This window comes from Kineococcus gynurae (assembly GCF_042433995.1).
GTDB classification, from domain to species: Bacteria; Actinomycetota; Actinomycetes; order Actinomycetales; family Kineococcaceae; genus Kineococcus; species Kineococcus gynurae.
Map to the genome: position 1 here is coordinate 927,682 of NZ_JBHLUI010000008.1, position 24,611 is coordinate 952,292.

Annotated in this window: 20 protein-coding genes; 15 read left to right on the plus strand and 5 right to left on the minus strand. The window is 73.4% G+C overall.

The genetic code is table 11. The features are described from left to right. Window positions 1-28: 28 nt before the first annotated feature. Together aspS and ACFFKU_RS10755 are read left to right on the plus strand one after the other, a co-directional pair. Window positions 29-1,807: an aspartate--tRNA ligase gene (aspS, locus tag ACFFKU_RS10750; RefSeq protein WP_380137793.1), complete on the plus strand. Its 1,779-nt coding sequence runs from the start codon at window positions 29-31 to the stop codon at window positions 1,805-1,807. Between the two features lie 62 nt (window positions 1,808-1,869). Continuing rightward, window positions 1,870-2,466: a phosphatase PAP2 family protein gene (locus ACFFKU_RS10755; protein WP_380137794.1), complete on the plus strand. Its 597-nt coding sequence runs from the start codon at window positions 1,870-1,872 to the stop codon at window positions 2,464-2,466. 117 nt (window positions 2,467-2,583) lie between these two features. Here the strand turns inward: ACFFKU_RS10755 and ACFFKU_RS10760 are convergent, their stop codons facing one another. The 4 genes from ACFFKU_RS10760 to ACFFKU_RS10775 all read right to left on the minus strand — a co-directional run bounded on the left by ACFFKU_RS10760 (window position 2,584) and on the right by ACFFKU_RS10775 (window position 8,511). Further along, window positions 2,584-4,671: a glycosyltransferase family 39 protein gene (locus tag ACFFKU_RS10760; protein ID WP_380137796.1), complete on the minus strand. Its 2,088-nt coding sequence runs from the start codon at window positions 4,669-4,671 to the stop codon at window positions 2,584-2,586. After that, window positions 4,668-5,954 carry a bifunctional glycosyltransferase family 2/GtrA family protein gene (locus tag ACFFKU_RS10765; protein ID WP_380137798.1) on the minus strand — a complete coding sequence of 429 codons (1,287 nt, stop codon included), beginning with the start codon at window positions 5,952-5,954 and terminating at the stop codon, window positions 4,668-4,670. The genes ACFFKU_RS10760 and ACFFKU_RS10765 overlap by 4 nt, the downstream gene beginning before the upstream one ends. 146 nt (window positions 5,955-6,100) lie before the next feature. Then, the gene (locus ACFFKU_RS10770) at window positions 6,101-7,699 is read right to left on the minus strand and encodes a sensor histidine kinase (protein ID WP_380137799.1); all 1,599 of its coding nucleotides are present in this window, start codon (window positions 7,697-7,699) and stop codon (window positions 6,101-6,103) included. 62 nt (window positions 7,700-7,761) lie between these two features. Next, window positions 7,762-8,511 (minus strand): response regulator transcription factor, encoded by a 750-nt coding sequence (locus ACFFKU_RS10775; protein ID WP_380137801.1) that lies wholly within the window; start codon window positions 8,509-8,511, stop codon window positions 7,762-7,764. A gap of 298 nt (window positions 8,512-8,809) precedes the next feature. Between ACFFKU_RS10775 and ACFFKU_RS10780 the strand changes: the two genes are divergently transcribed. Further along, on the plus strand, window positions 8,810-10,078 hold the full coding sequence (locus tag ACFFKU_RS10780) for a replication-associated recombination protein A (protein WP_380138083.1): 1,269 nt from the start codon (window positions 8,810-8,812) through the stop codon (window positions 10,076-10,078). On the opposite strand, the gene ACFFKU_RS10785 is transcribed toward ACFFKU_RS10780, so the two are convergent. Beyond that, entirely contained in the window at window positions 10,062-10,931 is an 870-nt protein-coding gene (locus ACFFKU_RS10785) for an endonuclease domain-containing protein (RefSeq protein ID WP_380137802.1), read from the minus strand. The two genes, ACFFKU_RS10780 and ACFFKU_RS10785, sit on opposite strands and share 17 nt — an antisense overlap. Window positions 10,932-11,085: 154 nt before the next feature. Between ACFFKU_RS10785 and ACFFKU_RS10790 the strand changes: the two genes are divergently transcribed. From ACFFKU_RS10790 to ACFFKU_RS10845, 12 genes are all read left to right on the plus strand, one after another. Continuing rightward, complete coding sequence (locus tag ACFFKU_RS10790) at window positions 11,086-11,616, plus strand: type II toxin-antitoxin system PemK/MazF family toxin (RefSeq protein WP_380137803.1); 531 nt, start codon at window positions 11,086-11,088, stop codon at window positions 11,614-11,616. A gap of 62 nt (window positions 11,617-11,678) precedes the next feature. After that, window positions 11,679-14,363, plus strand: a complete 2,685-nt coding sequence (alaS, locus tag ACFFKU_RS10795; protein ID WP_380137804.1) for an alanine--tRNA ligase — start codon at window positions 11,679-11,681, stop codon at window positions 14,361-14,363. Between the two features lie 22 nt (window positions 14,364-14,385). Next, window positions 14,386-14,946: a Holliday junction resolvase RuvX gene (gene ruvX / locus ACFFKU_RS10800; RefSeq protein ID WP_380138084.1), complete on the plus strand. Its 561-nt coding sequence runs from the start codon at window positions 14,386-14,388 to the stop codon at window positions 14,944-14,946. Between the two features lie 4 nt (window positions 14,947-14,950). Continuing rightward, complete coding sequence (gene mltG / locus ACFFKU_RS10805; protein ID WP_380137805.1) at window positions 14,951-16,063, plus strand: endolytic transglycosylase MltG; 1,113 nt, start codon at window positions 14,951-14,953, stop codon at window positions 16,061-16,063. Further along, a complete protein-coding gene (locus ACFFKU_RS10810) occupies window positions 16,063-16,986 on the plus strand; it encodes a shikimate dehydrogenase (RefSeq protein ID WP_380137807.1) in 924 nt (307 codons plus the stop codon). Before mltG ends, ACFFKU_RS10810 begins: the two co-directional genes overlap by 1 nt. A gap of 54 nt (window positions 16,987-17,040) precedes the next feature. Further along, window positions 17,041-18,519 (plus strand): type IV pilus twitching motility protein PilT, encoded by a 1,479-nt coding sequence (locus tag ACFFKU_RS10815; RefSeq protein WP_380137809.1) that lies wholly within the window; start codon window positions 17,041-17,043, stop codon window positions 18,517-18,519. 5 nt (window positions 18,520-18,524) lie between these two features. Continuing rightward, window positions 18,525-19,811, plus strand: coding sequence for a type II secretion system F family protein (locus ACFFKU_RS10820; RefSeq protein WP_490054858.1), 1,287 nt, complete (start codon window positions 18,525-18,527; stop codon window positions 19,809-19,811). Between the two features lie 219 nt (window positions 19,812-20,030). Then, complete coding sequence (locus tag ACFFKU_RS10825; RefSeq protein ID WP_380137811.1) at window positions 20,031-20,513, plus strand: type II secretion system protein; 483 nt, start codon at window positions 20,031-20,033, stop codon at window positions 20,511-20,513. A gap of 76 nt (window positions 20,514-20,589) precedes the next feature. Next, window positions 20,590-21,534, plus strand: a complete 945-nt coding sequence (locus ACFFKU_RS10830; protein ID WP_380137812.1) for a type IV pilus modification PilV family protein — start codon at window positions 20,590-20,592, stop codon at window positions 21,532-21,534. After that, window positions 21,531-22,190, plus strand: a complete 660-nt coding sequence (locus tag ACFFKU_RS10835) for a prepilin-type N-terminal cleavage/methylation domain-containing protein (protein ID WP_380137814.1) — start codon at window positions 21,531-21,533, stop codon at window positions 22,188-22,190. Before ACFFKU_RS10830 ends, ACFFKU_RS10835 begins: the two co-directional genes overlap by 4 nt. An 8-nt stretch (window positions 22,191-22,198) precedes the next feature. Further along, window positions 22,199-23,773, plus strand: a complete 1,575-nt coding sequence (locus tag ACFFKU_RS10840; RefSeq protein ID WP_380137815.1) for a hypothetical protein — start codon at window positions 22,199-22,201, stop codon at window positions 23,771-23,773. Further along, entirely contained in the window at window positions 23,760-24,590 is an 831-nt protein-coding gene (locus tag ACFFKU_RS10845; RefSeq protein ID WP_380137817.1) for a prepilin peptidase, read from the plus strand. Before ACFFKU_RS10840 ends, ACFFKU_RS10845 begins: the two co-directional genes overlap by 14 nt. Window positions 24,591-24,611: the final 21 nt, after the last annotated feature.

Consider the following 24,611-nt stretch of genomic DNA (forward strand, 5'->3'; position numbering starts at 1 on the left):
ACATCAGGACCCCAGGAAAGGACCTCTCGTGCTCCGCACCCACGAGGCCGGCACCTTGCGTGCCGACCACGCCGGCCAGACCGTCACGCTCACCGGTTGGGTGGCGCGGCGGCGAGACCACGGGGGAGTGGCCTTCCTGGACCTGCGCGACGCCTCCGGGGTCGTGCAGGTCGTCGCCCGCGACGAGGTGCTCGACTCCGGCGGCGCGCACGACCTGCGCAACGAGTACTGCGTGCGGGTCGTCGGCGTGGTCCGGCAGCGCCCCGAGGGCAACGAGAACCCGAACCTGCCCACGGGGGCGATCGAGGTCGACACCTCCGAGCTGACCGTGCTGTCCGCGGCCGCCCCGCTGCCGTTCCAGATCGACGACCACGTCGAGGTGGGCGAGGAGGTGCGGCTGCGCTACCGCTACCTCGACCTGCGCCGCAGCGGTCCGGCCGCGGCCCTGCGCCTGCGTTCGGCGGTGAACCGCGCCGCGCGCTCGGTCCTGGACGCCCACGACTTCGTCGAGGTCGAGACCCCGACCCTGACGCGCTCCACCCCTGAGGGGGCGCGCGACTTCCTGGTGCCCGCCCGCCTCGCCCCCGGCTCCTGGTACGCCCTGCCGCAGAGCCCGCAGCTGTTCAAGCAGCTGCTCATGGTCGCCGGGACGGAGCGGTACTACCAGATCGCCCGCTGCTACCGCGACGAGGACTTCCGCGCCGACCGGCAGCCGGAGTTCACCCAGCTCGACGTCGAGATGAGTTTTGTCGAGCAGGACGACGTCCTGGCGCTCGCGGAGGAGATCCTCGTCGCGCTGTGGAAACTCATCGGGCACGACATCAGCACTCCGATCCCGCGGATGACCTACGCCGACGCGATGGCCCGCTACGGCAGCGACAAGCCCGACCTGCGCTTCGGCGTGGAACTCACCGACTGCACCGAGTTCTTCTCCGACACCACCTTCCGGGTCTTCCAGGCGCCCTACGTCGGGGCCGTGGTCATGCCCGGCGGTGCCTCGCAGCCCCGCAAGCAGCTCGACGCCTGGCAGGAGTGGGCCAAGCAGCGCGGGGCCAAGGGGTTGGCCTACGTGCTCGTCGGGGCCGACGGGGAACTCGGTGGCCCGGTCGCCAAGAACCTCTCCGAGACCGAGAAGGCGGGGCTCGCCGCCCACGTCGGGGCGGCCCCGGGCGACTGCATCTTCTTCGGCGCCGGGGCCCGGAACTCCTCGCGGGCCCTGCTCGGTGCCGCCCGCAACGAGATCGGCCGCCGTTGCGGACTGATCGACGAGAACGCCTGGGCGTTCACCTGGGTGGTCGACGCCCCCATGTTCAAGTCCGCGGCCGAGGACGACGACGTCGCCGTCGGCACGGGTGCGTGGAACGCCGTCCACCACGCGTTCACCGCGCCCAAGCCCGAGCACGAGGCCACCTTCGACACCGACCCCGAGTCGGCGCTGTCCAACGCCTACGACATCGTCTGCAACGGCAACGAGATCGGCGGCGGGTCGATCCGTATCCACCGCCGTGACGTGCAGGAGCGGGTGTTCGCGGTCATGGGGATCGACGGCGAGGCCGCGACCGAGAAGTTCGGGTTCCTGCTCGACGCGTTCTCCTTCGGGGCCCCGCCGCACGGCGGGATCGCCTTCGGCTGGGACCGGATCGTCGCGCTGCTGACCCGGTCGGACTCGATCCGCGACGTCATCGCGTTCCCGAAGTCCGGCGGCGGGTACGACCCGCTCACCGCGGCGCCCGCGCCCATCACCGTGCAGCAGCGCCGGGAGACCGGCGTCGACGCGAAGCCGAAGGCGCCGGGGGCCCCGGCCTGAGGCGGCGACCCCGCCCGGCCGGGCGGGCCGGGGCGATCGGTGCGGTCCTCGCCGTCGCCGCGGTGCTCGGCCTGCACCTGCTGGTCCGGTCCGGGGTTCTGGCCCCGGTCGAGGTGCCCCTCGTCGGGGAGGCGGTCGGTGCGGCGCTGGGGGCACCCCGGCTGACCGCCGTGGCCCAGGTGGTCGAGCGGGCCACCGAACCGGTGGTCCTCTACGCCGTGGGTCTCGGGGCGGTCGTGCTCGCCTGGTCGCGGGGGTGGCGTCGGCCCGCGCTCGTCGTCCTGGTGGCCGGGGTGGTGGGAGCGGTGACCTCGCCCGTGCTCAAGGCGATCGTCGACCGCGTCCGGCCCGCGGTCGAGGCCGGTCTGACGACCGCCGGGGGCGGGGCGTTCCCCTCCGGGCACGCCCTCGCCTCGGCGACGGTGCTCGGTCTGCTGCTGCTCGTCCTGCACCCCCCGCGCACCCGCCGCTCCGCCCTCCTCCGGGGGACGGGCACGGTCGCGCTGCTCGGTCTCGTCGGCGTGGACCGGGTGTGGCTCGGGGCGCACTGGCCCAGCGACGTGCTCGCCGGGTGGTTGCTCGGGCTGGCGATCGTCCTCACCGCCCGGGCCGTCCTCGGCCCCCGGCCGGCGTCCGGGGACCGCGCCGCCGGACGGTGACGACGGACGGTGACGACGGGCCCGTACCACCCCGACGGCACAGGGGGACGCTGCTCCCGATGAACGAGCGCAGGGTCCCCCTGTGCCGGTCCGGCGACCGCTCCGCCCACCCACGGCTCACCCCGAGGACAGGTCGTAGACCGTGGTCCCGTCGACGGTGCTGGCCGGGAACGTCTGCTCGACCCACTCCTGGATCTGCACCGAGGCGTCGGAACCGCCGGTGTCGGTCGAGGCCATGGTCGTGGCCGCGATCCAGTAGTGGACCCGGCCCTCGGCCACGAGCTGCTGGAACCGGGCGAGCGTGGGGGAGGGGTCGGTGCCGTTGAACCCCCCGACGGCCATGACGGGTCGCTCCATGGCCAGCTGGTAGCCGGCGGCGTTGTTCGACCCGATGGTCGCGGCGACCCAGTCGTAGGAATCGGCGTCCGCGCCGAGCGTCTCCACCACGGCCGCGCTCGGGGTCACGGTGTCGAGCAGACCACCCATCCCGCCGCGCATCCCACCAGACATCCCACCGGGCATCCCACCAGGCGTCATGGCGCCCGTCCCGCCGGTGAACATCCCGCCGGTCGCAGCCCGGGCCGTCCCGCCCGGGGCCCCGCCGGCGCCACCGCGGGTCCCGCCGCCCGGGCCCCCGAACCCCGATCCCGACGACGCCGGACCGGCCGAGACGATGGCCCCGGAGTGCGGGGTCGCCGCCGTCTGCACCGACCAGGCGACGGGTCCCGTCAGGGCGGCCACCAGGCCGAGGGTCGCGCCCGTGCGTCGCAGGGCCCGCCCGGTGAGGCCCAGGACCGGGGACCGGAGCATCCCGGCCAGCAGCGACCCGGTGGCGAGCAGACCGACGGTCAGCACCAGGCCGCGCAGCCAGGGCAGGAAGTCGGCGCTGCGCCCCATGAGCAGGAACGCCCACACGGTGCTGCCCAGGACCACCCCGGCCAGGACCGGCAGCGACCACCGTCGCCCGGAGCGGTAGAGGTCGCTCGCACCCGTGCCGACCAGGGCGGCGATCCCCGGGGCCAGGGCCACGGCGTAGTAGGGGTGGATGATCCCCGACATCAGCGAGAACGTGAGCCCGGTGACCAGCGTCCACCCGCCCCAGACGAGGTAGGCGGCCCGCCGACCGTCGGTGCGCGGGGCACGACCGCGCAGCCGGAGACCGACCACGAGCAGGACCAGGGCCGCGGGCAGCAGCCACGAGGCCTGGGCGCCGAACTCGCCGCCGAACATCCGGAGCAGACCGGTCTCGCCCCAGTTCGAACCTGCGCCCACGCTGCCCGTCTCGTCCCCGGTCAACCGGCCGAACCCGTTGTAGCCCAAGGTGAGTTCCAGGATGGAGTTGTCCTGCGAACCCCCGATCCACGGGCGGTTCGCGGCGGGGACGAGTTCGACGAGCGCGATCCACCAGCCCGCGGCGGCGACCATCGCCGACCCACCGAGGACGACGTGACGCAACCGCCGACCCAGCGGGTGCGGGGCCGCCCACAGGTAGGTCAGGGCGAGACCCGGGACGACGAGGAACACCTGGAGCTGCTTGGTCAGGAAACCCAGGCCGAGCAGGACCCCGGCCAGCACGAACCAGCGGGCCCGACCCGTGCGGAGGGACCGCAGCACGGCGGCCGCCGCCCCGACCATGAGGGTGACGAGGAGGGCGTCGGGGTTGTTGAACCGGAACATGAGCGTCGCGACGGGGGTGCTCGCCAGGACGACACCGGCGAGCAGCCCGGCCACCGGCCCGGCGCTGCGCCGGACGCTCGCGGTGAGGATGCCGACCCCGGTGACGCCCAGGAGCGCCTGGGGCAGCAGGATCGAGAACGAGGACAACCCGAACGCCCGCACCGAGAGAGCCATCAGCCACAGCGCCAGCGGGGGTTTGTCGACCGTGATGGAGTTCGCGGCGTCGGAGGAGCCGAAGAAGAACGCCTCCCAGGACACCGACCCGGCCTGCGCCGCCGCGGAGTAGAACGCGTTCGCCCAGCCCGAGGCCGACAACCCGACGAGGTAGAGGGCGGCGGTCCCGGCGAGGAGGGCGAGGACGGCGGGTCGGTACCAGGCCGGGTCGTCGGTCCCCCGGAAGACCCGGAACCTTCGGAACCCCCGGAACCCCCCGAAGACCCGGCGACCCGTCTCGGCGCTTCCGGGGTCCTGGTCGCCGGGCCGCGGGCGGCCGGGGGGGCGGGTGACGGCGGAGTGCGTCGCGCTCACCGGGTCGCCCCGGGACGGTGGTGCCGACGGTCGCGGAACACCCAGCTGCGCAGCAGCAGGAACCGCAGGACGGTCGCGGCCAGGTTGGCCGCCGTGAGCACGGCGAGTTCCGGGCCGCGGGCCACGTCCGGGTCGAGGGCGTGCAGGGCCAGCAGCGACCCGGACGTCAGCGCCCACCCGAGCAGGAACACCAGCAGGCCCTGCGCCTGGTGCCGGGTGGCGCCGCGGCGTCCCCGGACCCCGAACGTCAGCCGACGGTTCAGCGCGGTGTTCGCGACCGCGGTGATCAGCAGCGCCAGGAAGTTCGCGACCTGCGCCCCCGCGACGTGGTGCAGGAGCAGGTACAGCACGGCGTAGGCGATCGTGGAGAGCACCCCCACCCCGACGAAGCGACCGAGCTGGCCGGTCAGCGACGTGGGGACCCCGGCCACCGCCGCCGGTTGCGGACCGCGTCCGAGGGAGGCCCGGATCTCGGCCAGGGGCAACCGTCCCGAGGCGATGGCACCCGTGAGCCGGCGGATCCCGCGCAGGTCGGCGAGAGCCGTCGCGACGATGTCGACCCGGCTGTCCGGGTCGTCGACCCAGTCGACGGGGATCTCCTGGATCCGCAGCCCGGAGCGTTCGGCCAGGACGAGGAGTTCGGTGTCGAAGAACCATCCGGTGTCCTCGACGAGCGGCAGGAGCTGCCGGGCGACCTCGGCCCGGACGGCCTTGAACCCGCACTGGGCGTCGGTGAACCGCACCCGGAGGGTCTGGTGGAGCAGCAGGTTGTAGCTGCGGGAGATGAACTCCCGCTTGGGTCCGCGCACCACGTGCGCCCCCCGGGCCAGGCGCGAGCCGATGGCCACGTCGGAGTGCCCGGAGAGCAGCCCCGCCACCAGCGGCAGCAGGGCGGACAGGTCGGTGGAGAGGTCGACGTCGGTGTACGCGAGGACCTCGGCGTCGGAGGTCGACCACACGTGGTTCAGGGCCCGTCCGCGGCCCTTCTGCTCCAACCGGATCCAGCGCACGTCGGGCAGTTCGGCCGCCAACGCGGCGGCCACGGTCGGGGTCGCGTCGGTGCTGGCGTTGTCGGCGATGGTGATGCGGCTGGAGAACGGCAACGCCCGCAGGTGCGCGTGCAGCCGGCGCACGCACGGTTCGAGGTCGACCTCCTCGTCGAAGACCGGGACGACGACGTCCAGCACGGGGGCGGACCGGAACTCGCCGACGGCCTCGGCCGTCGGTGCCGTCCGGGGGCGGGGGGTGGAACGACCCGGGAGCGGCGTCGTGGTCGGGTTCATGCCTCGAAGGCTCGGCGTCCCACCTCGCGCGGGCGTGGGACGGGGCTGTGACGAGGCTGAGCATCGCGCTCCCGGCCACCGCTCCACCGTCCGCACCCGGCGTCCGCACCCGGCGCCCGGACCTGCCGGCGGAGAGGCGTTCCCGGTCAGGCGGCCGGCAGCCGGACCGTGAAGACCGTCGACCCCGGGACGCTCGCCACGTCGACCGTGCCGTGGTGGGAACCGACGACGGCCTGCACGATCGCGAGCCCGAGCCCCGTGCTCCCGGCCACCCGCGAGCGCGAGGAGTCCCCGCGGGCGAAGCGCTCGAACACCCGCGCGCCCAGGTCGGCGGGGATCCCGGGGCCGTCGTCGGCGACCTCGAGCCGGATCCGGCCCTCGGTGTCGGCCGGTCGAAGCCGGGTGGTGACCGTCGTCCCGGGCGGGGTGTGCACGCGCGCGTTGGCCAGCAGGTTGGCCAGCACCTGGTGCAGCCGGTGCGGGTCGCCGACGACCTCGACGGCGTCCTCGGGGAGGTCGAGGCGCCAGTGGTGCTCCGGACCGGCCACCCGGGCGTCGCTCACCGCGTCGAGGACGAGCATGGTGGCGTCGACGGTCTCGTGCTCCAACGGGCGGCCGGAGTCGAGCCGGGCCAGCAGGAGAAGGTCCTCCACCAGCCCGGTCATCCGGACGGCCTCGGACTCGACCCGGGCCATGGCGTGGTTGATGTCGGGAGGCAGGGGGACGTCGTCGGGGCCGGTGCTCTTGCGGCGGGTCAGTTCGGCGTAGCCGCGGATCGCGGCCAGCGGCGTGCGCAGCTCGTGGCTGGCGTCGGCGACGAACTGCCGGACCCGCTGCTCGGACCCCTGTCGCGCCTCCAGCGCCGAGCCGACGTGGTCGAGCATCCGGTTGAGGGCCAGGCCCACCTGACCGACCTCGGTCCCCGGGTCGGTGTCGGAGTCCGGCACGCGGTGGGCGAGGTCGACCTCGCCCTTGTCCAGCTGCAGGCCGGAGACGCTGGTGGCCGTGGCAGCGACCCGACGCAGCGGGCGCAGGTCGCGGCGGATGAAGGCGCCGCCGACGAGGGCGGCCACCGCGACGCCGACGAGGATGGTCGCGGCCTCGACCGCGACGGTGATCCACACGACGCGCTGGGCGTCGCCGAGCGGGAGACCGGTGACGATGACGTCGCCGTCGGACTCCGTGGACGTCAGGACCCGGTAGGTACCGAGCCCGGGCAGCTGCACCGTCTGCGGGTGCGCTCGCGACGAGCCCGGGGCCCCCGATCCGCCGGACCCCGAACCCGACCGCTCCCCGCTCTGCGCGGTGGTCTGGTCGGCGGCCCGGTCGGCCACCGCGGAGATGACGGCGAGCTGGGTAGAGCTGAGCTCGGTGAAGCACCCGCTGTCGTCCAGCACCCCGGAGGAGTCCACCGACCCGGCGTTCCAGCGGGCCGCCAACGTCCCGGCCCCCTGGGCCCGCACGGCGAGCTCGGGCGGGATCCGCAGGCTCCCGTCACCGCAGCGCTGCTGCTGGAAGCTCTCGAACCGCCGGCCTCCACCGGGTTCCTCGCCCTCGTCCTGCGGCGCGTTGCCGGCCCGCGTCGCGGTGGCGACCAGTTGCTCGTCGACCCGGTCGAGGAGGCTGTGCCGCAACGCGACCGTGGTCACCAGGCCGATGGCCAGCCCCACCCCGGCGAGCAGCACGACGAGGGTCGCGAGCAGGCGCGAGCGCAACGTCTGGGGTCGCGGGAGGCGGAGGGCCACGGTGGTCCGGGGACGAGGTCGGGCGCGGGTCCGGGTCGACGCGGGGTCGACCCGGACCGGGCTCAGTTGGCGACCGGGTCGGCCGGCTTGAGGACGTAGCCCGCGCCGCGGACCGTGTGGATCATCGGCGGGCGACCCGCGTCGATCTTGCGGCGCAGGTAGGAGATGTAGAGCTCGACGATGTTCGCCTGGCCACCGAAGTCGTAGTTCCAGACCCGGTCCAGGATCTGCGCCTTGGACAGCACCCGCCGCGGGTTGCGCATGAGGTAGCGCAGCAGTTCGAACTCGGTCGCGGTGAGCCGGATCTCGGTCCCGCCGCGCATCACCTCGTGGCTGTCCTCGTCGAGGACGAGGTCGCCGACGGCCAGCACCGGTTCCTGCTTGGCGGCCGCGAGCCCCGAGCGCCGCACCAGGCTGCGCAGCCGGGCCACCACCTCCTCCAGGCTGAAGGGTTTGGTGACGTAGTCGTCGCCGCCCGCGGTCAGACCGGCGACCCGGTCCTCCACGGCGTCCTTGGCGGTGAGGAAGAGGACGGGGACGTCGGTGGCGTCGGCGCGCAGCCGCCGCAGCACCTCCAGCCCGTCGATGTCGGGCAGCATGATGTCCAGGATGACCGCGTCGGGTCGGAAGCCGCGGGCCGCGCGGACCGCGTCGAGGCCGTTGCCCGCGGTCTGCACCTCCCACCCCTCGTAGCGCAGGGTCATGGAGAGCAGCTCGGAGAGCGTGGACTCGTCGTCCACGACGAGGACGCGGAGGGCGGTGCCGTCGGGGCGGGTCAGTTCACCCCGGCGGGCGGTGGTCGGCGCGGTCATGGTGTCAGCGTCAGGCCCTTCTCTGCGGTCTTTCCCGGCAGCAGCTGGGGAAACCCTGTGAATCGCGATGGCCTTCCCAGCGTGCCACGTGAGACGCCGCCAGGAGGGTGGTTCGCCGATCTTCACCCGGCCGGACGCGGACGTCGCGAGCGGGCGTGTCCGGGCCACGCCCTACGGTGGCGGCGTGGCCGACCTGTTCTCCGCCCCGGACCCCGCAGCCGCCGCCGCGGGGACCCCGGGGAGTCCCGGCACCGGTGACGTGCCGCGGGTCCTGGCCGGGGCCCCGCTGGCGGTGCGGATGCGCCCGCGCAGCATCGACGAGGTGCTCGGGCAGCAGCACCTGCTCGGGGTGGGGTCCCCGCTGCGGCGGCTGGCCGCCGAGGGTGACCTGGGCCGGGCCGGGCCGGCCTCGGTGATCCTCTGGGGCCCGCCCGGGACCGGCAAGACCACCCTGGCCCACGTCCTGGCCCGGTCGGGGGGACGTCGGTTCGCCGAGCTCTCCGCGGTCACCGCGGGCGTCAAGGACGTGCGCGCGGTCATGGACGAGGCCCGCACCGGACGCGAGCTCTACCGCCGCCAGACCGTCCTCTTCCTCGACGAGATCCATCGCTTCACCAAGGCCCAGCAGGACGCGCTGCTGCCGGGCGTGGAGAACCGCTGGGTCGTGCTGGTCGCCGCGACCACCGAGAACCCGAACTTCTCGGTGGTCACGCCGTTGCTGTCGCGCTCGCTGCTGCTGACCCTGCGCCCGCTGGACGCCGACGACGTCCGCGGGCTGCTGCGCGCCGCGATCACCGACCCCCGCGGCCTGGACGGCGAGGTGCGGATCGCCGACGACGCCCTGGAGCACCTCGTCCGGCTGGCCGACGGGGACGCCCGCCGGGCCCTGACCGCCCTGGAGGCCGCGGCGGGGGCGGCGCTCGACGGCGACGGCGAGATCACCCTCGTCGAGGCGGAGCGGGCGCTCGACGTGGCCGCGGTCCGCTACGACCGGGCCGGCGACCAGCACTACGACGTCGCCAGCGCGCTGATCAAGTCGATGCGCGGGTCCGACGTGGACGCCGCCCTGCACTACCTGGCCCGGATGATCGAGGCGGGCGAGGACCCCCGCTTCATCGCCCGCCGCATCGTCATCGCGGCCAGCGAGGACGTCGGGATGGCCGACCCGTCCGCGCTGCAGACCGCGGTCGCCGCGCTGCACGCCGTCGCCCAGATCGGGATGCCCGAGGCGCGGATCATCCTGGCCCAGGCCGTCGTGCACAACGCGACCGCGCCCAAGTCCAACGCCGCCTACAACGGCATCAACGCCGCCATCGCCGACGTGCGGGCGGGGCTGGGCGGACCCGTCCCGGCGCACCTGCGCGACTCCCACTACGCGGGGGCGGCCAAGCTCGGCCACGGGACGGGCTACACGTACAGCCACGACGAACCGGCCGGGGTGGCCCGGCAGCAGTACCCGCCCGACGAGCTCGTCGGGCGCGACTACTACGTGCCCACCGACCGGGGTTTCGAGGCCCAGGTCCGCGACCGCCTGGCCCGGTTGCGCAAGATCATCCGGGGACGCTGAACCGGGTCCGCAGGGGGCCCGAGGCCAGGACCTCCTCGATCACGTCCAGCATCCGGGGCCGGGCGAAGGCGACGTCCTCGTAGGTGAACCGCAGCACCGTGCGCCCGGCTCGGACCAGCTCGACCAGCCGCCGCCGGTCCTCGCGGAACTGCGACCGGTCGTGGTGGAACGCGAAGCCGTCCAGCTCCACGACGAGCCAACCGTCGACGAGCAGGTCGACGTGGCCGACCCCCTGCTCGGCGTGCTGCAGCTCGACCGTGCGACCCCGCGCGAGGAGTTCCACGCGGACCACCGACTCCAGGACGGAGTCGGCACGGCCGTCGGCCAGGTCCACGGTGCGGCGTCGGGGGTCACCCGGAGGCAGGTGCGCGACCCGCGCCCGCAGGTCGTCGTGGTCGACCCGGCCGCGGCGCAGCGCCCCGTCCAGGGCGGCCACGGCCTCGGGCAGCGGCAGGCACCCGGGGAGGTCGAGCAGCACGGTGAGCAGGGGGGCCACGCGCGACCCGTCACCGGCGCGCCCGCGTCGGTGCACGGTGACCCGGGGCCAGGTGAGCTCGCTGCCCCGTGCGCAGCGGACGTGCACCCCGTCGCCGGGGAGGAGCAGGTCCAGACCGTGCTCGCGCGCCCCCGCCTCGCAGGTCAGCTCCCCGTCGACCAGGACCGCCGCGCGGTGCGCCGGCTCGCACTCCGGAAGGACGAAGACCCCTCGGGCCGGGTGCAGGACGGTGCCCTCGCGCACCGCGCGGTCCAGCGCCCCCGGTCGGACCTGTCGCAGCTCCCGGCGGCGCCCGGCGCCACCGAGCCGACGCAGAGCGGTCACGGCGTCCACGGCGGCCACGGTGCCGCGGATCACCCGGGGCGGGTCCCGGTCGTCCACAGGCGTAGCACCAGCCTGCAGGCCGGAGGCGACACGCCGCCCGGAGCGGTGCCCGCCGCGGCGGGTCGACCGGGGCCTGCAGGCTGGTGCTACGCCCCGGTCCCTCGGCCCGCCGGTAGGGTCGCCGACCGTGCCGTTCGCCGCGTTCGTCAGTCGCGCCCTCGGGGTGCTGCGCACCGTCGTCGCCCCCTCGACCGCGCCCGCCACGGCCCCGTCGGGGCGGGCCCCCGCGCCGACGCGGTTCCACCGCCCCGCGGTTCTGGAGATCGACTACGCCCCCGTCGACGACGGCCGCCCCGACCCGGGGGAGATCGTCTGGACCTGGGTGCCGTACGAGGAGGACGACGGACGCGGCAAGGACCGCCCGGTGCTGGTCGTGGGGCGGCGCGGGGACGAGCTGGTCGGCGTGATGCTGACCAGCAAGGACCACGTCGGTCCCACGTCGGGCTCCGCGGCGCCCTCCCGCGCCCCTCGCGCCGACGGCCGGGTGTGGGTGGACGTCGGGTCCGGCGGGTGGGACCCGCGGGGCCGGGCGAGCGAGGCCCGCGTCGACCGCCTGCTGCCCCTCGACCCGGCGGCCGTGCGCCGCGAGGGGGCCGTGCTGGACCGGGCCGTGTTCGCCCGCGTCGCCGCCGAGATCCGTCGGGTGCACGGCGGGTAAGGTTCCCCGTGCTCTGCGGCGAACGGGCCGGTGGGCGCAATCGACTCGGGAGGGTACGTCCGATGCAGACGGCAGAGATCCGTCGCCGGTGGCTGGAGTTCTTCGCAGGCAAGGGTCACACCGTCGTCCCGAGCGCCTCGCTGGTCTCCACCGATCCGAGCCTGATGTTCACGGTGGCCGGGATGGTCCCGTTCATCCCGTACCTGACCGCCCAGGCCCCCGCGCCCTACCCGCGCGCGACCAGCGTCCAGAAGTGCCTGCGGACCCTCGACATCGAGGAGGTCGGCAAGACCACCCGGCACGGCACGTTCTTCCAGATGAACGGCAACTTCTCCTTCGGCGACTACTTCAAGCGCGAGGCGATCGCGTTCGCCTGGGAGCTGCTGACCACCGACCGCGACGGCGGCGGGCTCGGCTTCGACCCGGAGCGGTTGTGGGTCACCGTGTTCGAGAGCGACGACGAGTCGATCGGGTTGTGGCGCGAGATCGCCGGGCTGCCCGAGCACCGCATCCAGCGCCGGGGCATGAAGGACAACTACTGGTCGACGGGCCAGCCCGGCCCGGCCGGACCCTGCTCCGAGATCTACTTCGACCGCGGCCCGGCCTACGGCGCCGAGGGCGGTCCCGTCGCCGACGAGGACCGCTACATCGAGATCTGGAACCTCGTCTTCATGCAGTTCCAGCGCGGTCCGGGCGGGGGCAAGGAGAACTTCCCCATCCTCGGCGAGCTGCCGGCCAAGAACATCGACACCGGCATGGGCCTGGAGCGCGTCGCGTTCCTGCTGCAGGGCGTCGACAACATGTACGAGATCGACGAGGTCCGTCCCGTCCTCGACCGGGCGGCGCAGCTGTCCGGCAAGGCCTACGGCGCGAACCACGAGGACGACGTCCGGATGCGGGTGGTCGCCGACCACGTCCGCAGCGCCCTCATGCTGACCGGCGACGGTGTCACCCCCGGCAACGAAGGTGCGGGCTACGTCCTGCGCCGGCTCATCCGGCGCGCCGTCCGGGCCATGCGGCTGCTCGGGGTCGAGGAGCCCGCGCTGCCGCACCTGCTGCCCGCCTCGATGGAGGTCATGAGCGCCTCCTACCCCGAGCTGCGCACCGACTTCGCGCGGATCTCCGCCGTCGCCCACGCCGAGGAGGAGGCGTTCCGGCGCACTCTCGTCGCCGGGACCTCGATCTTCGAGTCCGCGGTCGGGCAGACCCGCGCGGCGGGCGGGGACCGGCTCAGCGGGGAGCGCGCCTTCCAGCTGCACGACACCTACGGCTTCCCCATCGACCTGACCCTGGAGATGGCCGCCGAGGCGGGCGTCGGGGTCGACGAGGACGGCTTCCGCCGGCTCATGGCCGAGCAGGTCGACCGGGCCAAGGCCGACGCCCGGACCAAGAAGACGGGCGGCGTCGACCTCACCGTCTACCGCGACACCCTGGCCGGCCTCGCCGGGCCGGTCACCTTCACCGGCTACGAGGCCGGGGAGGAGTCCGCCCGCGTGCTCGCGCTGCTGGTCGGCGGGGCCGGGGCCCCCAGCGCCGCGGCGGGCACCGAGGTCGAGGTCGTCCTCGACCGGACCCCCTTCTACGCCGAGGGCGGTGGGCAGCTCGCCGACCACGGCAGCATCACCACGACCGGCGGGGCGAGCGTCACCGTCACCGACGTCCAGCAGCCCGTGCGCGGTCTCTACGTGCACAAGGGCCGGGTCGGGGCCGGCGAGGTCGTCGTGGGCGACAGCGCCCACGCCGTGGTCGAGCAGACCCGTCGCCGCGCGGTCAGCCGCGCCCACACCGCGACGCACCTCGTGCACCAGGTCGTGCGCGAGCACCTCGGCGACGGGGCGACCCAGGCCGGGTCGGAGAACGCCCCCGGCCGGCTGCGCTTCGACTACGCCTCGACCGGTGGGGTCTCCGCCGACGTCGTGCGCCAGATCGAGGGTGTGGTCAACGACCGGATCGCCGACGACCTCCCGGTCGGGGCCCAGGTCATGGACCGCGACGCCGCGCTGAGCTCCGGGGCCATGGCCCTGTTCGGCGAGAAGTACGGCGACCGCGTCCGCGTGGTCTCCATCGGGGAGAACTGGTCCAAGGAGCTGTGCGGGGGGACCCACACGCTGAGCTCCCAGCAGGTCGGGCTCGTCTCCATCGTCTCCGAGAGCTCGATCGGCTCCGGCGCCCGCCGCATCGAGGCCCTGGTCGGGACGGACGCCTACGCCTTCCTGACCGCCGAGCACCTCCTGGTCAACCAGCTCACCAGCGTGGTCAAGGCGCGTCCGGAGGAGCTGCCGGACCGCATCGGGCAGCTGATGACCCGGCTGCGCGACGCGGAGAAGGAGATCGCCTCCCTGCGTGCCGGTCAGGTGCTGGCCGCGGCCCCGCAGGTCGCGGCGAGCGGGAACGACGTCTTCGGCGTCACGGTCGTGACCCACGACGCCGGCGCGGCCTCGGCCGAGGACCTGCGCACGCTGACCCTCGACGTGCGCGGTCGGCTCGGCGAGGAGCGGCCCACCGTGGTCGCGGTCGCCGGGGTGGCCAAGGACCGGCCCCTCGTGGTCGTGGCCACCAACGCCGAGGCCCGCCGTTGGGGGGTCAAGGCCGGTGAGCTCGTCCGGCGCGCCGCGCAGATCCTCGGCGGTGGTGGCGGCGGCAAGGACGACGTCGCCCAGGGCGGGGGTCAGGACGCCGCGCAGGTCGGCGCCGCGCTCGCGGCGATCTCCGACGCGGTGGGTCGCCGGGTCACGGGCAGCGAATGAGACCGAAGGTCTACGGGGCGTGATGCGCCCCGGCGTCCGGGTCGCGGTCGACGTGGGAAGCGTCCGGGTCGGGGTCGCGGCGTGCGACCCTGACGGGGTGATGGCCTCCCCGGTCGCGACGATGACGCCCCACGACCTCGACCCCCTGGTGGCCGAGGTGCGCCGCCGGGGTGCCGTCGAGGTCGTCGTGGGGCTGCCGTTGTCGCTGGACGGCACGGAGGGGCGCGCCGCCGGAGCGGCCGGGGCCTACGCCCGGGCGCTGCGTGCCCGCCTGGACGTCCCCGTCCGCCTCGTCGACGAACGCCTGACCACCGTCGACGCCCACCGGTCGCTGCACGCGGCCGGACGCAAGGAGAAGGACTTCCGCTCCGTGGTCGACCAGGCTGCGGCGGTCGCGCTGCTGCAGCACGCGCTCGACGTGGAACGCACGTCCGGACGTCCGCCGGGTCGGCTGCTGGGGGAGCAGCCGGACGGGTCCACCGGGAACCCCGGTGGACCCACCCCGGTCGGACGCAAACCGCGGCACCGCCGCCGCGGCGGCCCCACCGGGTCCGCCGCGTCCTCCGACCCCACGGAAGGCTGACCCCGTGATCGACCTCACCGACCTGCCCGGCCAGCCGCGACCGGAGTCGGGCCCGCCGCGCGCGGAACGCCGACGCCGGCGCCGCCGCCGCACGGCCGTCGTGGTGCTGGTGGGTCTGGTGATCCTGGGCGGCGGCACCGCGGCCGCGTGGGGGACCCTCGGCCCGGTCGTCGCCGGCTTCGTGGAGAGCAACGACTACGAGGGATCGGGCTCCGGCTCCGTCGACGTGACCATCCCCGACGGCGCCTCGGGTCGGGCCATCGGCACCACCCTGGCCGAGGCCGGCGTCATCAAGACCCAGCGGGCCTTCGTCGACGCGGCTCAGGCGAATCCCGCGTCCTCGGGCGTTCAGCCGGGTACCTACCGGTTGCGCTCGGAGATGTCCGCCGCCGCGGCCCTCGACCTCCTGCTCGACCCGGCCTCGCGGGTCACGACCCGGCTCACCGTCCCCGAAGGGTTGCGTGCCACCCAGGTCTTCGGGCTGATCACCGACTCGACCGGCATCGAGCAGGCCCAGATCGACGCCGCGCTCGCCGACCCGGCCGCCCTCGGCCTGCCCGCCTCGGCGAACGGCAACGTGGAGGGCTACCTCTTCCCCGCCACCTACGACGTGAACCCGGACGAGACCGCGGTGCAGCTGCTCTCGGCCATGGTCGCGCGCAGCAAGCAGGCCATCGCCGAGCTCGGCATCACGCCCGAGCAGGAGCACGACGTCGTGGTCATGGCCAGCATCGCCGAGAAGGAGGCGCGCACCCCCGAGGACATGGCCAAGGTGACCCGGGTGCTGCTCAACCGGCTCGCCGCGGACCGGCCCCTGCAGCTGGACTCCACCGTCAGCTACGCGGTGAACGGGACCACGGTCACCACGACCGCCGCCGAACGCGACATCGACAGCCCCTACAACACCTACCGCTACCCGGGGCTGCCGGCGGGCCCGATCAGCAATCCCGGAGAGGCCGCCCTGAAGGCCGCCCTGGAGCCCACCCCCGGCCCCTGGCTGTACTTCGTCACCGTGAACCTGCAGACCGGGGAGACGAAGTTCGCGACCACCGACAGCGAGCACCTGGCCTACGTGGAGGAGTTCCGGGCCTACCTGCGCGCCAACCCGGAGCAGTGATGCGGGCCGCCGTCTGCGGGTCGCCGATCGCCCATTCGCTGTCCCCGGCGCTGCACCGCGCCGCCTACGCCGAGCTCGGGCTGACCGACTGGTCCTACGACCTCCTCGAGGTCGACGAGGCCCGCCTGCCCGCCCTGGTCGAGTCCCTGGACACCGGCTGGGCGGGGCTGTCGCTGACCATGCCGTTGAAGCAGGCGATCGTGCCGCTGGTCGACGAGGTCAGCGACTTCGCGCGGGCCGTCGGCTCGGTCAACACCGTGCTCGTGCAACCGCGGCTCGACCGGGCGCACCTGCCCGGCCGACGGGCCGTCCGGCTGCGGGCCGAGAACACCGACGTCCTCGGTCTGGTGACCGCGTTGGCTCAGGCCGGGGCCGGACGCATCGAGCGCGGGGTCGTCCTCGGGGGTGGGGCCACGGCCCGCTCGGCGGTCGTCGCCCTCCTGCAGGCGGGCTGCCCCCGGCCGGTCGCCGTCGTCCGCAGTCCCGACCGGGCCGCCGAGCTCACGGCGACCGCGGCCCGGCTCGGGGGCGAGGTGGAGATCCGGGGGTGGGACGAGCTGCCCGTGGCGCTCACCGCCGACGTCGTCGTCTCGACCGTCCCCGCTTCGGCCGGTGCGGCCCTGGCGGACGCGCTGCTCGCTGCGTTCCGGCCCGTCTGGTGGCCCCTGCTCCTGGACGTCGTCTACGCGCCCTGGCCGACGACGCTCGCCCGGTCCTGGCGCGGGCCGGTGGTCGGCGGTTTCGAGATGCTGCTGCACCAGGCCGCGGCGCAGGTGCGACTGATGACGGGTCTCGAACCTCCGGTCGAGGTCATGCGGGCCGCCGGCAGCGCCGAGCTGCGGCGCCGCAGCGAGGGCGTGGATCTCGCCGCGCCCGCTCAAGTCGGTGGTCCCGCCGGTCGACAGAGGACCGGGGACTCCTGACCGACTCCCCGCCGCCGTGGACCCACCACGGCGGGGTACGAGGGGAGCGAGAGCGTGGCCGTGGGCAACGACACCGGACAGGGTCCGGCCGGCAACGGTGGGTACGAGCAGCGTCGCGACGTCTCGCAGCTGCTGGCCCGGCTGGGGGTGACCCCGGCCGCGGCGACGCCCGCCCCGGCTCCCGCGACGCCGCCCGCCCCGGCGCCCGTCCCGGCGCCCGCGGCCGCCGCGGTCGTCCGTCCGACCGTCGCCCAGCCGGTCGCCCAGCCGGTCGCCCAGCCCGTGGTGCCCGCCCAGGTCCGTCGGCCCGCGGTCGAGCCGGTCGCCGAGGGCGCGCCCACCAGCGCACCGACCACCGCGCCGACCACCGTACCCGGGCTGGCGACGCCGCCGGTCGCCACCGTCGCCGTGACCCCCGACCACCGGTTGGCCCCCGAGCAGCGGATGACCATCGGGGAGCAGGACCGCAAGGTCCCCCGCATCCACGAGATCCTCATCGCGGCGCTCGCGACCGGGGCCTCCGACGTCCACCTGACCTCCGGTGCGCGCCCGACCGTCCGGCTCTCCGGTGACCTGGAGCCGATGGAGGACTTCCCGGTCCTCACCGCGGCCGAGCTGGAGCGCTCGATCTACGCGATCCTCACCCAGAAGCAGCGCGACCACTTCGAGGCCGCCCTCGAACTCGACTTCGCCTTCTCCGTGCCCGGGCACTCCCGCTTCCGCGTCAACGTCTACCGGCAGCGCGAGTCGGTCGGGGCGGCCTTCCGGCGCATCCCCTACGAGATCAAACCCCTCGAGGACCTCGGCGTCCCGGCGGTCGTCTCCTCCTTCGCCCAGCTCCAGCGTGGTTTCGTCCTGGTCACCGGTCCGACCGGTTCGGGGAAGTCCACGACCCTGGCCTCGATCATCGACCTCGCCAACCGGACCCGGCGCGACCACATCATGACCGTGGAGGACCCGATCGAGTTCCTGCACCGGCACAAGGGGTGCCTGGTCAACCAGCGCGAGGTGGGGGAGGACACGCGGTCCTTCACCAACGCGCTCAAGCACGCCCTGCGCCAGGACCCCGACATCATCCTGGTCGGGGAACTGCGCGACCTGGAGACCATCTCGGTCGCGCTCACCGCAGCCGAGACCGGGCACCTCGTGTTCGGGACCCTGCACACCCAGGACGCCGCCCAGACCATCGACCGCGTCATCGACGTGTTCCCGCCGCACCAGCAGCAGCAGATCCGGGTCCAGCTCGCCGGGGCGCTGCAGGGGGTCGTGTCGCAGACGTTGTGCAAGCGGATGGACGGTCAGGGCCGGGTCGTCGCGACCGAGGTCCTCGTCGCCACCCCCGCCATCCGCAACCTCATCCGCGAGGGCAAGACCCACCAGATCGCCTCGGCCATGCAGGCGGGTTCCCAGCACGGGATGAACACCATGGACCAGCACCTGGCCGACCTCGTGCGAGCCCGCAGGATCAGCGTCGAGCACGCGCTGGAGAAGTCCCACGACGCGGGCGACCTCCGCCGCCTGCTGGGGCGGTGACGACCGTGCCGAACACCACCCTGAAGAAGCCCGCCACGACCGGGACCGTTCCCGCGCAGCGGGTTCCGGCCGGACCGAAGACGTACGTCTACCGGGTGCGCGACCGCAACGGGCAGCTCACCAACGGCACCCTGGAGGCCCACGACCCGCAGGCCGCGGTGACGCGGCTGCGCACCCAGGGTCTGGTCCCGGTCTCCGTCGTGGAGAGCAAGGCCGGCAAGGGGCTCCAGATGGAGATCCGGCTGCCGGGTTCCGGCCGGGTGGGGTTGAAGGACCTCGCCCTGATGAGCCGGCAGTTCGCCACGATGATCTCCAGCGGCCTCACGCTGCTGCGGGCGCTGAGCATCCTCGCCGAGCAGACCGAGAGCCGGAAGCTCGCCGCGACCCTGGCCGCGGTCCGCGCCGAGGTCGAGGGCGGGAACTCCTTGTCCTCGGGTCTGGCCAAGCATCCGCGGGTGTTCCCGCCGCTGATGATCAACATGGTGCGCGCCGGTGAGGTCGGCGGTTTCCTCGACCAGGTCCTGCTGCAGCTCGCGACCAACTACGAGGAGGAGGTCAAGCTGCGGGCCAAGGTGAAGGCGGCCATGACCTACCCGGTCGTGGTGTTCGTCATCGCCATCCTGGCGGTGACGGCGATGCTGACGTTCATCGTCCCCATCTTCGCGACCATGTTCGCCTCGCTCGGCAGCGAACTGCCGCTGCCGACGCGCATCCTGGTCATGCTGTCCCACGCCATGCGGACCGGGGGACCCGTCCTGCTCGTGGTCGGGATCGTCGGCTCGGTGGTGTGGAGCCGGATCCGCCACCAGGACCGGGTCCGCAAGGTCGTCGACCCGCTCAAGCTCCGGGTCCCGATCTTCGGCATGCTGACCCAGAAGATCGCGCTGAGCCGGTTCAGCCGGAACCTCGGGACCATGCTGCGCTCGGGCGTGCCCATCCTGCAGAGCCTGGACATCGTCGGCGGCGCGAGCGGGAACTACGTCCTGGAACGGGCCTGCACCGACGTCCAGGAGAGCGTCCGTTCCGGCCGCTCGCTCGCCGCCCCGCTCGCCCAGCACGCGATCTTCCCGCCCATGGTGGTCCAGATGATGGCCGTGGGGGAGGACACCGGGGCGCTCGACGGGATGCTGCACAAGATCTCCGACTTCTACGACCAGGAGGTCGAGGCCACCACCGAGGCCCTGACCAGCCTCATCGAACCGATCATGATCGCCTTCCTGGGCGGCATCATCGGGGCGATGATCGTGGCCATGTACATGCCGATCTTCTCGGTGTTCAACCAGATCCACTGATCCCTCGCGCCGACGCCGCCGGCTCGTCCCCACCGGGACGGGCCGGCGGCGTCGTCGCAACCCGAGACACCCGGGCGAACGGGTGAATTCCCGAGCATGGTCACGAACCCCTCAAGTACCGGGGGTCGGTGCCCGATGAATCTCGTGGAGGGAGCCGCACCACCCGGTCCGGGGGGCGCGACGCGCGAGCGGCTCGACATCATCTCGAAGGGGAACGTCATGCTCGCTCGCATCCGCAAGTCCATGCAGGAGAAGGACCAGGGTTTCACCCTGATCGAGCTCCTCGTCGTCATGATCATCATCGGCATCCTCGCCGCGATCGCCGTGCCGGTGTTCCTGAACCAGCGCAAGAAGGCCGCGGACACCGCGACCAAGTCCGACGTCAAGGCCATCGTCAGCGCTGAGGAGACCTACGCGGTGGACGCGCAGGACTACGTCGCCATCGCGACCACCACGACCAGCCCGGTCACGACCATCTCGGGCCAGAGCGTGAACCTGTCGACCGGCACCAAGATCTCCGTGGTGCGCCTGTCCTCCGCCACCGCCGTGGTGTCGAGCGGCAACGCCAGCGGCTACTGCATCACGGCCAGCAACAGTGGCGGCACCAAGACCGGCACCGACGCGACGGCGGCCAACAGCTACGTCTACAACAGCCTCGCCGGTGGTTTCCAGACCGCCGCGGCGGCCGTCTGCCCGAGCTGATCCGTCTTCGGCACCGGCCCGGGTTTCCGGGCCGGTGCTGACCCACGTGCGACCCACACCAGCGAGGAGGCGACAGATGCGGCGGGAGAACCGGACCGACGAGGGTTTCACCCTGCTCGAGGTCATCATCGCCCTCTCCCTCCTCGCCGTCATCTCCACCTCCGCCCTGGTGCTGTTCACCCGGGGCATGACCACCACCTCGAACCTCGAACGCCGTCAGGCCGCCATCGCGCTGGCCAGTTCCGGCATCGACCGGGCGCGGGCCCTGTCCCCGGCCCAGCTCGTCTCGGGCCGTACCCAGGCGGACGTCACCACCGCCTGGAACGCCTCCTCCGCCCCCGACCGCGGTCTTACGCTCCCGACCTGGGACGCGGCGACCCCGGTCGGGCCGCTGCTGCTGCCGATCACCGAGACGCCCTCGGTGGGCAACGTCACCTACACCGTCCGCACGCTCGTCGGGGTCTGCTTCCGCTCCCGCACCGCGGGCACGACCGGCGCCGGGTCCGCGGCCTGCGACCGGGCCGGGATGGCCTCCGCGCCCCTGAGCACCCCCACCGGCCTGGTCCGGGAGAACCGCGTCGTCGTGGAGGTTCTCTGGACCTCCGTCACCGGGGGCAGCGGCTGCGTCGACAACGCCTGCGTGTACCGGGTCTCCACGCTGGTCGACGGCAACTCCGACCAGCTGTGGAACGTGGCCGCCCCTCCCGTGCAGACCTCCCGCTCGGTCACCGTCACCCCGCGCACGGATGCCGCGGACACGACGCCGCGCAACATCAACCCCATGTACGGGGCGGGCAACGTCGGACCGGGAACCGTCGTCGTCGTCACCGCCTGGAGCGGTGCCGGTCAGCTGACCATCGACGGCAAGGCCTACGACGCCGCCACCAACCGCAGCGGTTCCACCTTCGGCTACCTGCCGGTCGTGAACGACCTGGGCAGCTACTCGCTGAGCTACTACCTGCTCAACAGCGACGGTCAGGCGTCCGACACCGTCACCATGACCCTGCGGATCTCGTCGTGACCCCGCGCCCCCCGGCCTGCCGTCGTGACGCCGACGCCGGGTACACGATGGTCGAGCTGCTCGTGGCCATGAGCATCTTCACCGTGCTCCTGACCGTGTTCCTCAGCGGTCTTCTGGTCGTCTACAAGGACACCGCGAAGACGCAGGCGGTCGGCGCCTCCGCCGACGCCCTGCGATCGAGCTTCCTGCGGTTGGACCGGCAGGTCCGTTACGCCGACGCCGTCAACTTCCCCGGGACGGTGAACGGGACCGACTACGTCGAGTTCCGCATCCCCGGCCAGGGCGGGGCGGTCGGCACCTGCTACCAGTGGCGCCGGACCGCGACCGGGACCCTGGACTGGCGCAGCTGGCCCACCTCGGGCACCGCCCCGACGAGCTGGCTCACGGTGGCGACCGACGTGCAGCCGGCCCCCGCCGCCACCAACGGGGTAGCCGTCCCGGTGTTCGCCGTCACCCCGGCCGGCAAGGACGGGCGCGTCCACTCCCAGCTGGCGGTGAACGTCATGTCCACCCGGAGCGCGAGCAACGGGGCCGACCGGCTCAGCGCGACGTTCGTGGCCACCAACACCGGGGTCGACTCGGCCGGCAACGCCGACGCGAACGCCGACCTGATCAGTGACAACCCCGTCTGCACCCCGAGCAGCACCCGATCGTGAGGACGAGCATGCGCATCCTGGACGACCTGCGCGAGCGGGCGCGGCGGGACGGGGACGCGGGGGTCGCGCTCCTGCTCGTCGTCCTGACCATGGCCATCGTCGCGGGCCTCAGCCTGCTGCTGCTGGCCATCGTCGTGAACCAGGCGCGCCCCACCTCGCTGCAGCAGAAGACCTCCCGGACCATCTCGGCCGCCCAGGCCGGTGTCGACGCCGTGCTGACCCAGATCCGTACCGCCCAGGGCAGCGCCAACGTGGCCGGTAACGTCTTCGGCAACCCGGCGCTCCTGCCCTGCCGCATCAGCGGGACCGTGGGGCAGAACGGCGACGCGGCCGCCTTCTCGGCCACCGTGACGTACTACAACGCGAACCCCGTCCCGCTGTCGGCGACCGACCGGGCGAGCCACCGGATCGCCTGCACCGACGGCGCGGGCACCACGGTGGTCCCGCGCTACGCGCTCATCGTCTCCGCCGCCTCGGGCAGCGCCCCGGTGGGGCTGACCGCCTCCGCCGGCAACCGGACCGTGCAGTCGCTCTACACGTTCCAGGTCAAGAACCAGAACGTCCCCGGCGGGCTCATGTGGTCGGTGAACTCCCAGTACTGCCTGCAGGCCGGTTCCGTCGCGGCCGGGGCGACCATCACCTACACCGCGGCCGCCAACTGCGTGTCCGGGGACTCGTTGCAGACCTGGGTCTACGACACCGACTACACCCTCAAGCTCGCCTCCGCGGTCGTGGCCGGGACGCCGTTGTGCATCTCCGCCGCGAACCCCTCGGGCACCGCGACGCTGGCCACCTGCGACGCCACCGACGTCCGGCAGCAGTACAGCTACCAGGGCGGGGCGAACTTCCGCAACCAGGTCTCCGCCCCGAACAACGGGACCGCGAACCAGTCCACCTACGGCTCCTCCTGCCTGGGGACGGCCTCCCGCGGCGACCTCCAGGGGGGCGTGCTGGTCACGTCCACGACGTGCGACGGCAACAGCGAGTACGCATCGTTCAGCCCGGACCCGAAGGTCGGCGCCGGCGCCGCGTCGGTCAGAACGACGCAGATCGTCAACTACCTCGAGTTCGGCCGCTGCATGGACGTCACCAACCAGAACGTGGCCTCGTCCTACATGATCGTGTACCCCTGCAAGCAGGATCCGAGCGGCGGGACCAAGCTGGCCTGGAACCACAAGTTCGCCTACACCGAGCCGCAGGCCCCGTCGACGCAGGCCACCACCCAGATCTCGGTGCTGGTGAACAACGACGCGACCACGCGGTACTGCCTCAAGACGCCCGCCCCGGGGACGAGCCCCGCCTACGTCACCTTCACGACCCCGTGCAGCAGCGACGCGTCCCAGCAGTTCGTCCGGACGAGCCGGGTGACCACGGCCTACGCGGCCAGCTACACGTTCCGCGACACGTACGGGCGCTGCCTGGCGATCGGGCCGAAGCAGGTCCCGGCGAACAACGGGGTCAAGTGGTCGACCATCGTCGCCGCTCCCTGCACCGGGGGTTCGGACCAGAAGTGGAACGCCGACGCGGGTCTCACGGCCGCCACGCTCACCGACACCCGGGAGCTCACCGGTGCCGGTTCCTGATCTCCTGACCCAGGCCCTGCCCGTCCTCGTGACCGTCGCGGGGATCACCGGACTGCTGATCGGCTCGTTCCTCAACGTCGTGATCCACCGGGTCCCGATGGGGGAGTCCGTCGTCTCCCCGCCCAGCCGGTGCCCGGGCTGCGGGGCGGGGATCCGTCCCTACGACAACGTCCCGGTCCTGTCCTGGGTGCTGCTGCGCGGACGCTGCCGGTCCTGCGCGGCGCCGATCAGCGCCCGGTACCCGCTGGTGGAACTCGCGACCGGGCTGCTGTTCGCCGTCGTCACCCTCTGGGTCGGGCGGGCGGGGGAGTGGTGGGTCCTGCCCGCCCACCTCTACCTGGCGGCGATCGCCGTCGCGCTGACGATGATCGACCTCGACGTGCACCGGTTGCCCGACGTCATCGTGCTGCCCTCCTACCCGGTGGCCCTGCTGCTGCTGGGGACCGCGGCCGTCACGGGCGGTTCCGGGGACGCCTTCGTCCGGGCCCTGCTCGGCGGCTCGGCGCTGTTCGCCCTCTACGCCCTGATCTGGATCGTGCGGCCCGGCGGGATCGGTCTCGGCGACGTCAAACTGTCCGGATTGCTCGGCCTCTACCTGGCCTGGTGGGGCTGGGACGTCCTGCTGGTCGGCGCCTTCGCGATGTTCGTCCTCGGCGGCGTCGCCGGGGTGGGACTGCTGCTGCGCGGTCGGGCCGGCCGTCGGACGCGGCTCGCCTTCGGCCCGGCCATGCTGGCCGGGGGTTTCCTCGCGCTCTTCGCGGGGCCGGTGCTGGCCGCCTGGTACCTCGGGCTGATGGGGCTCGGCGCGACCGTCTGACCCGGTCCCGTCCAGACGCGA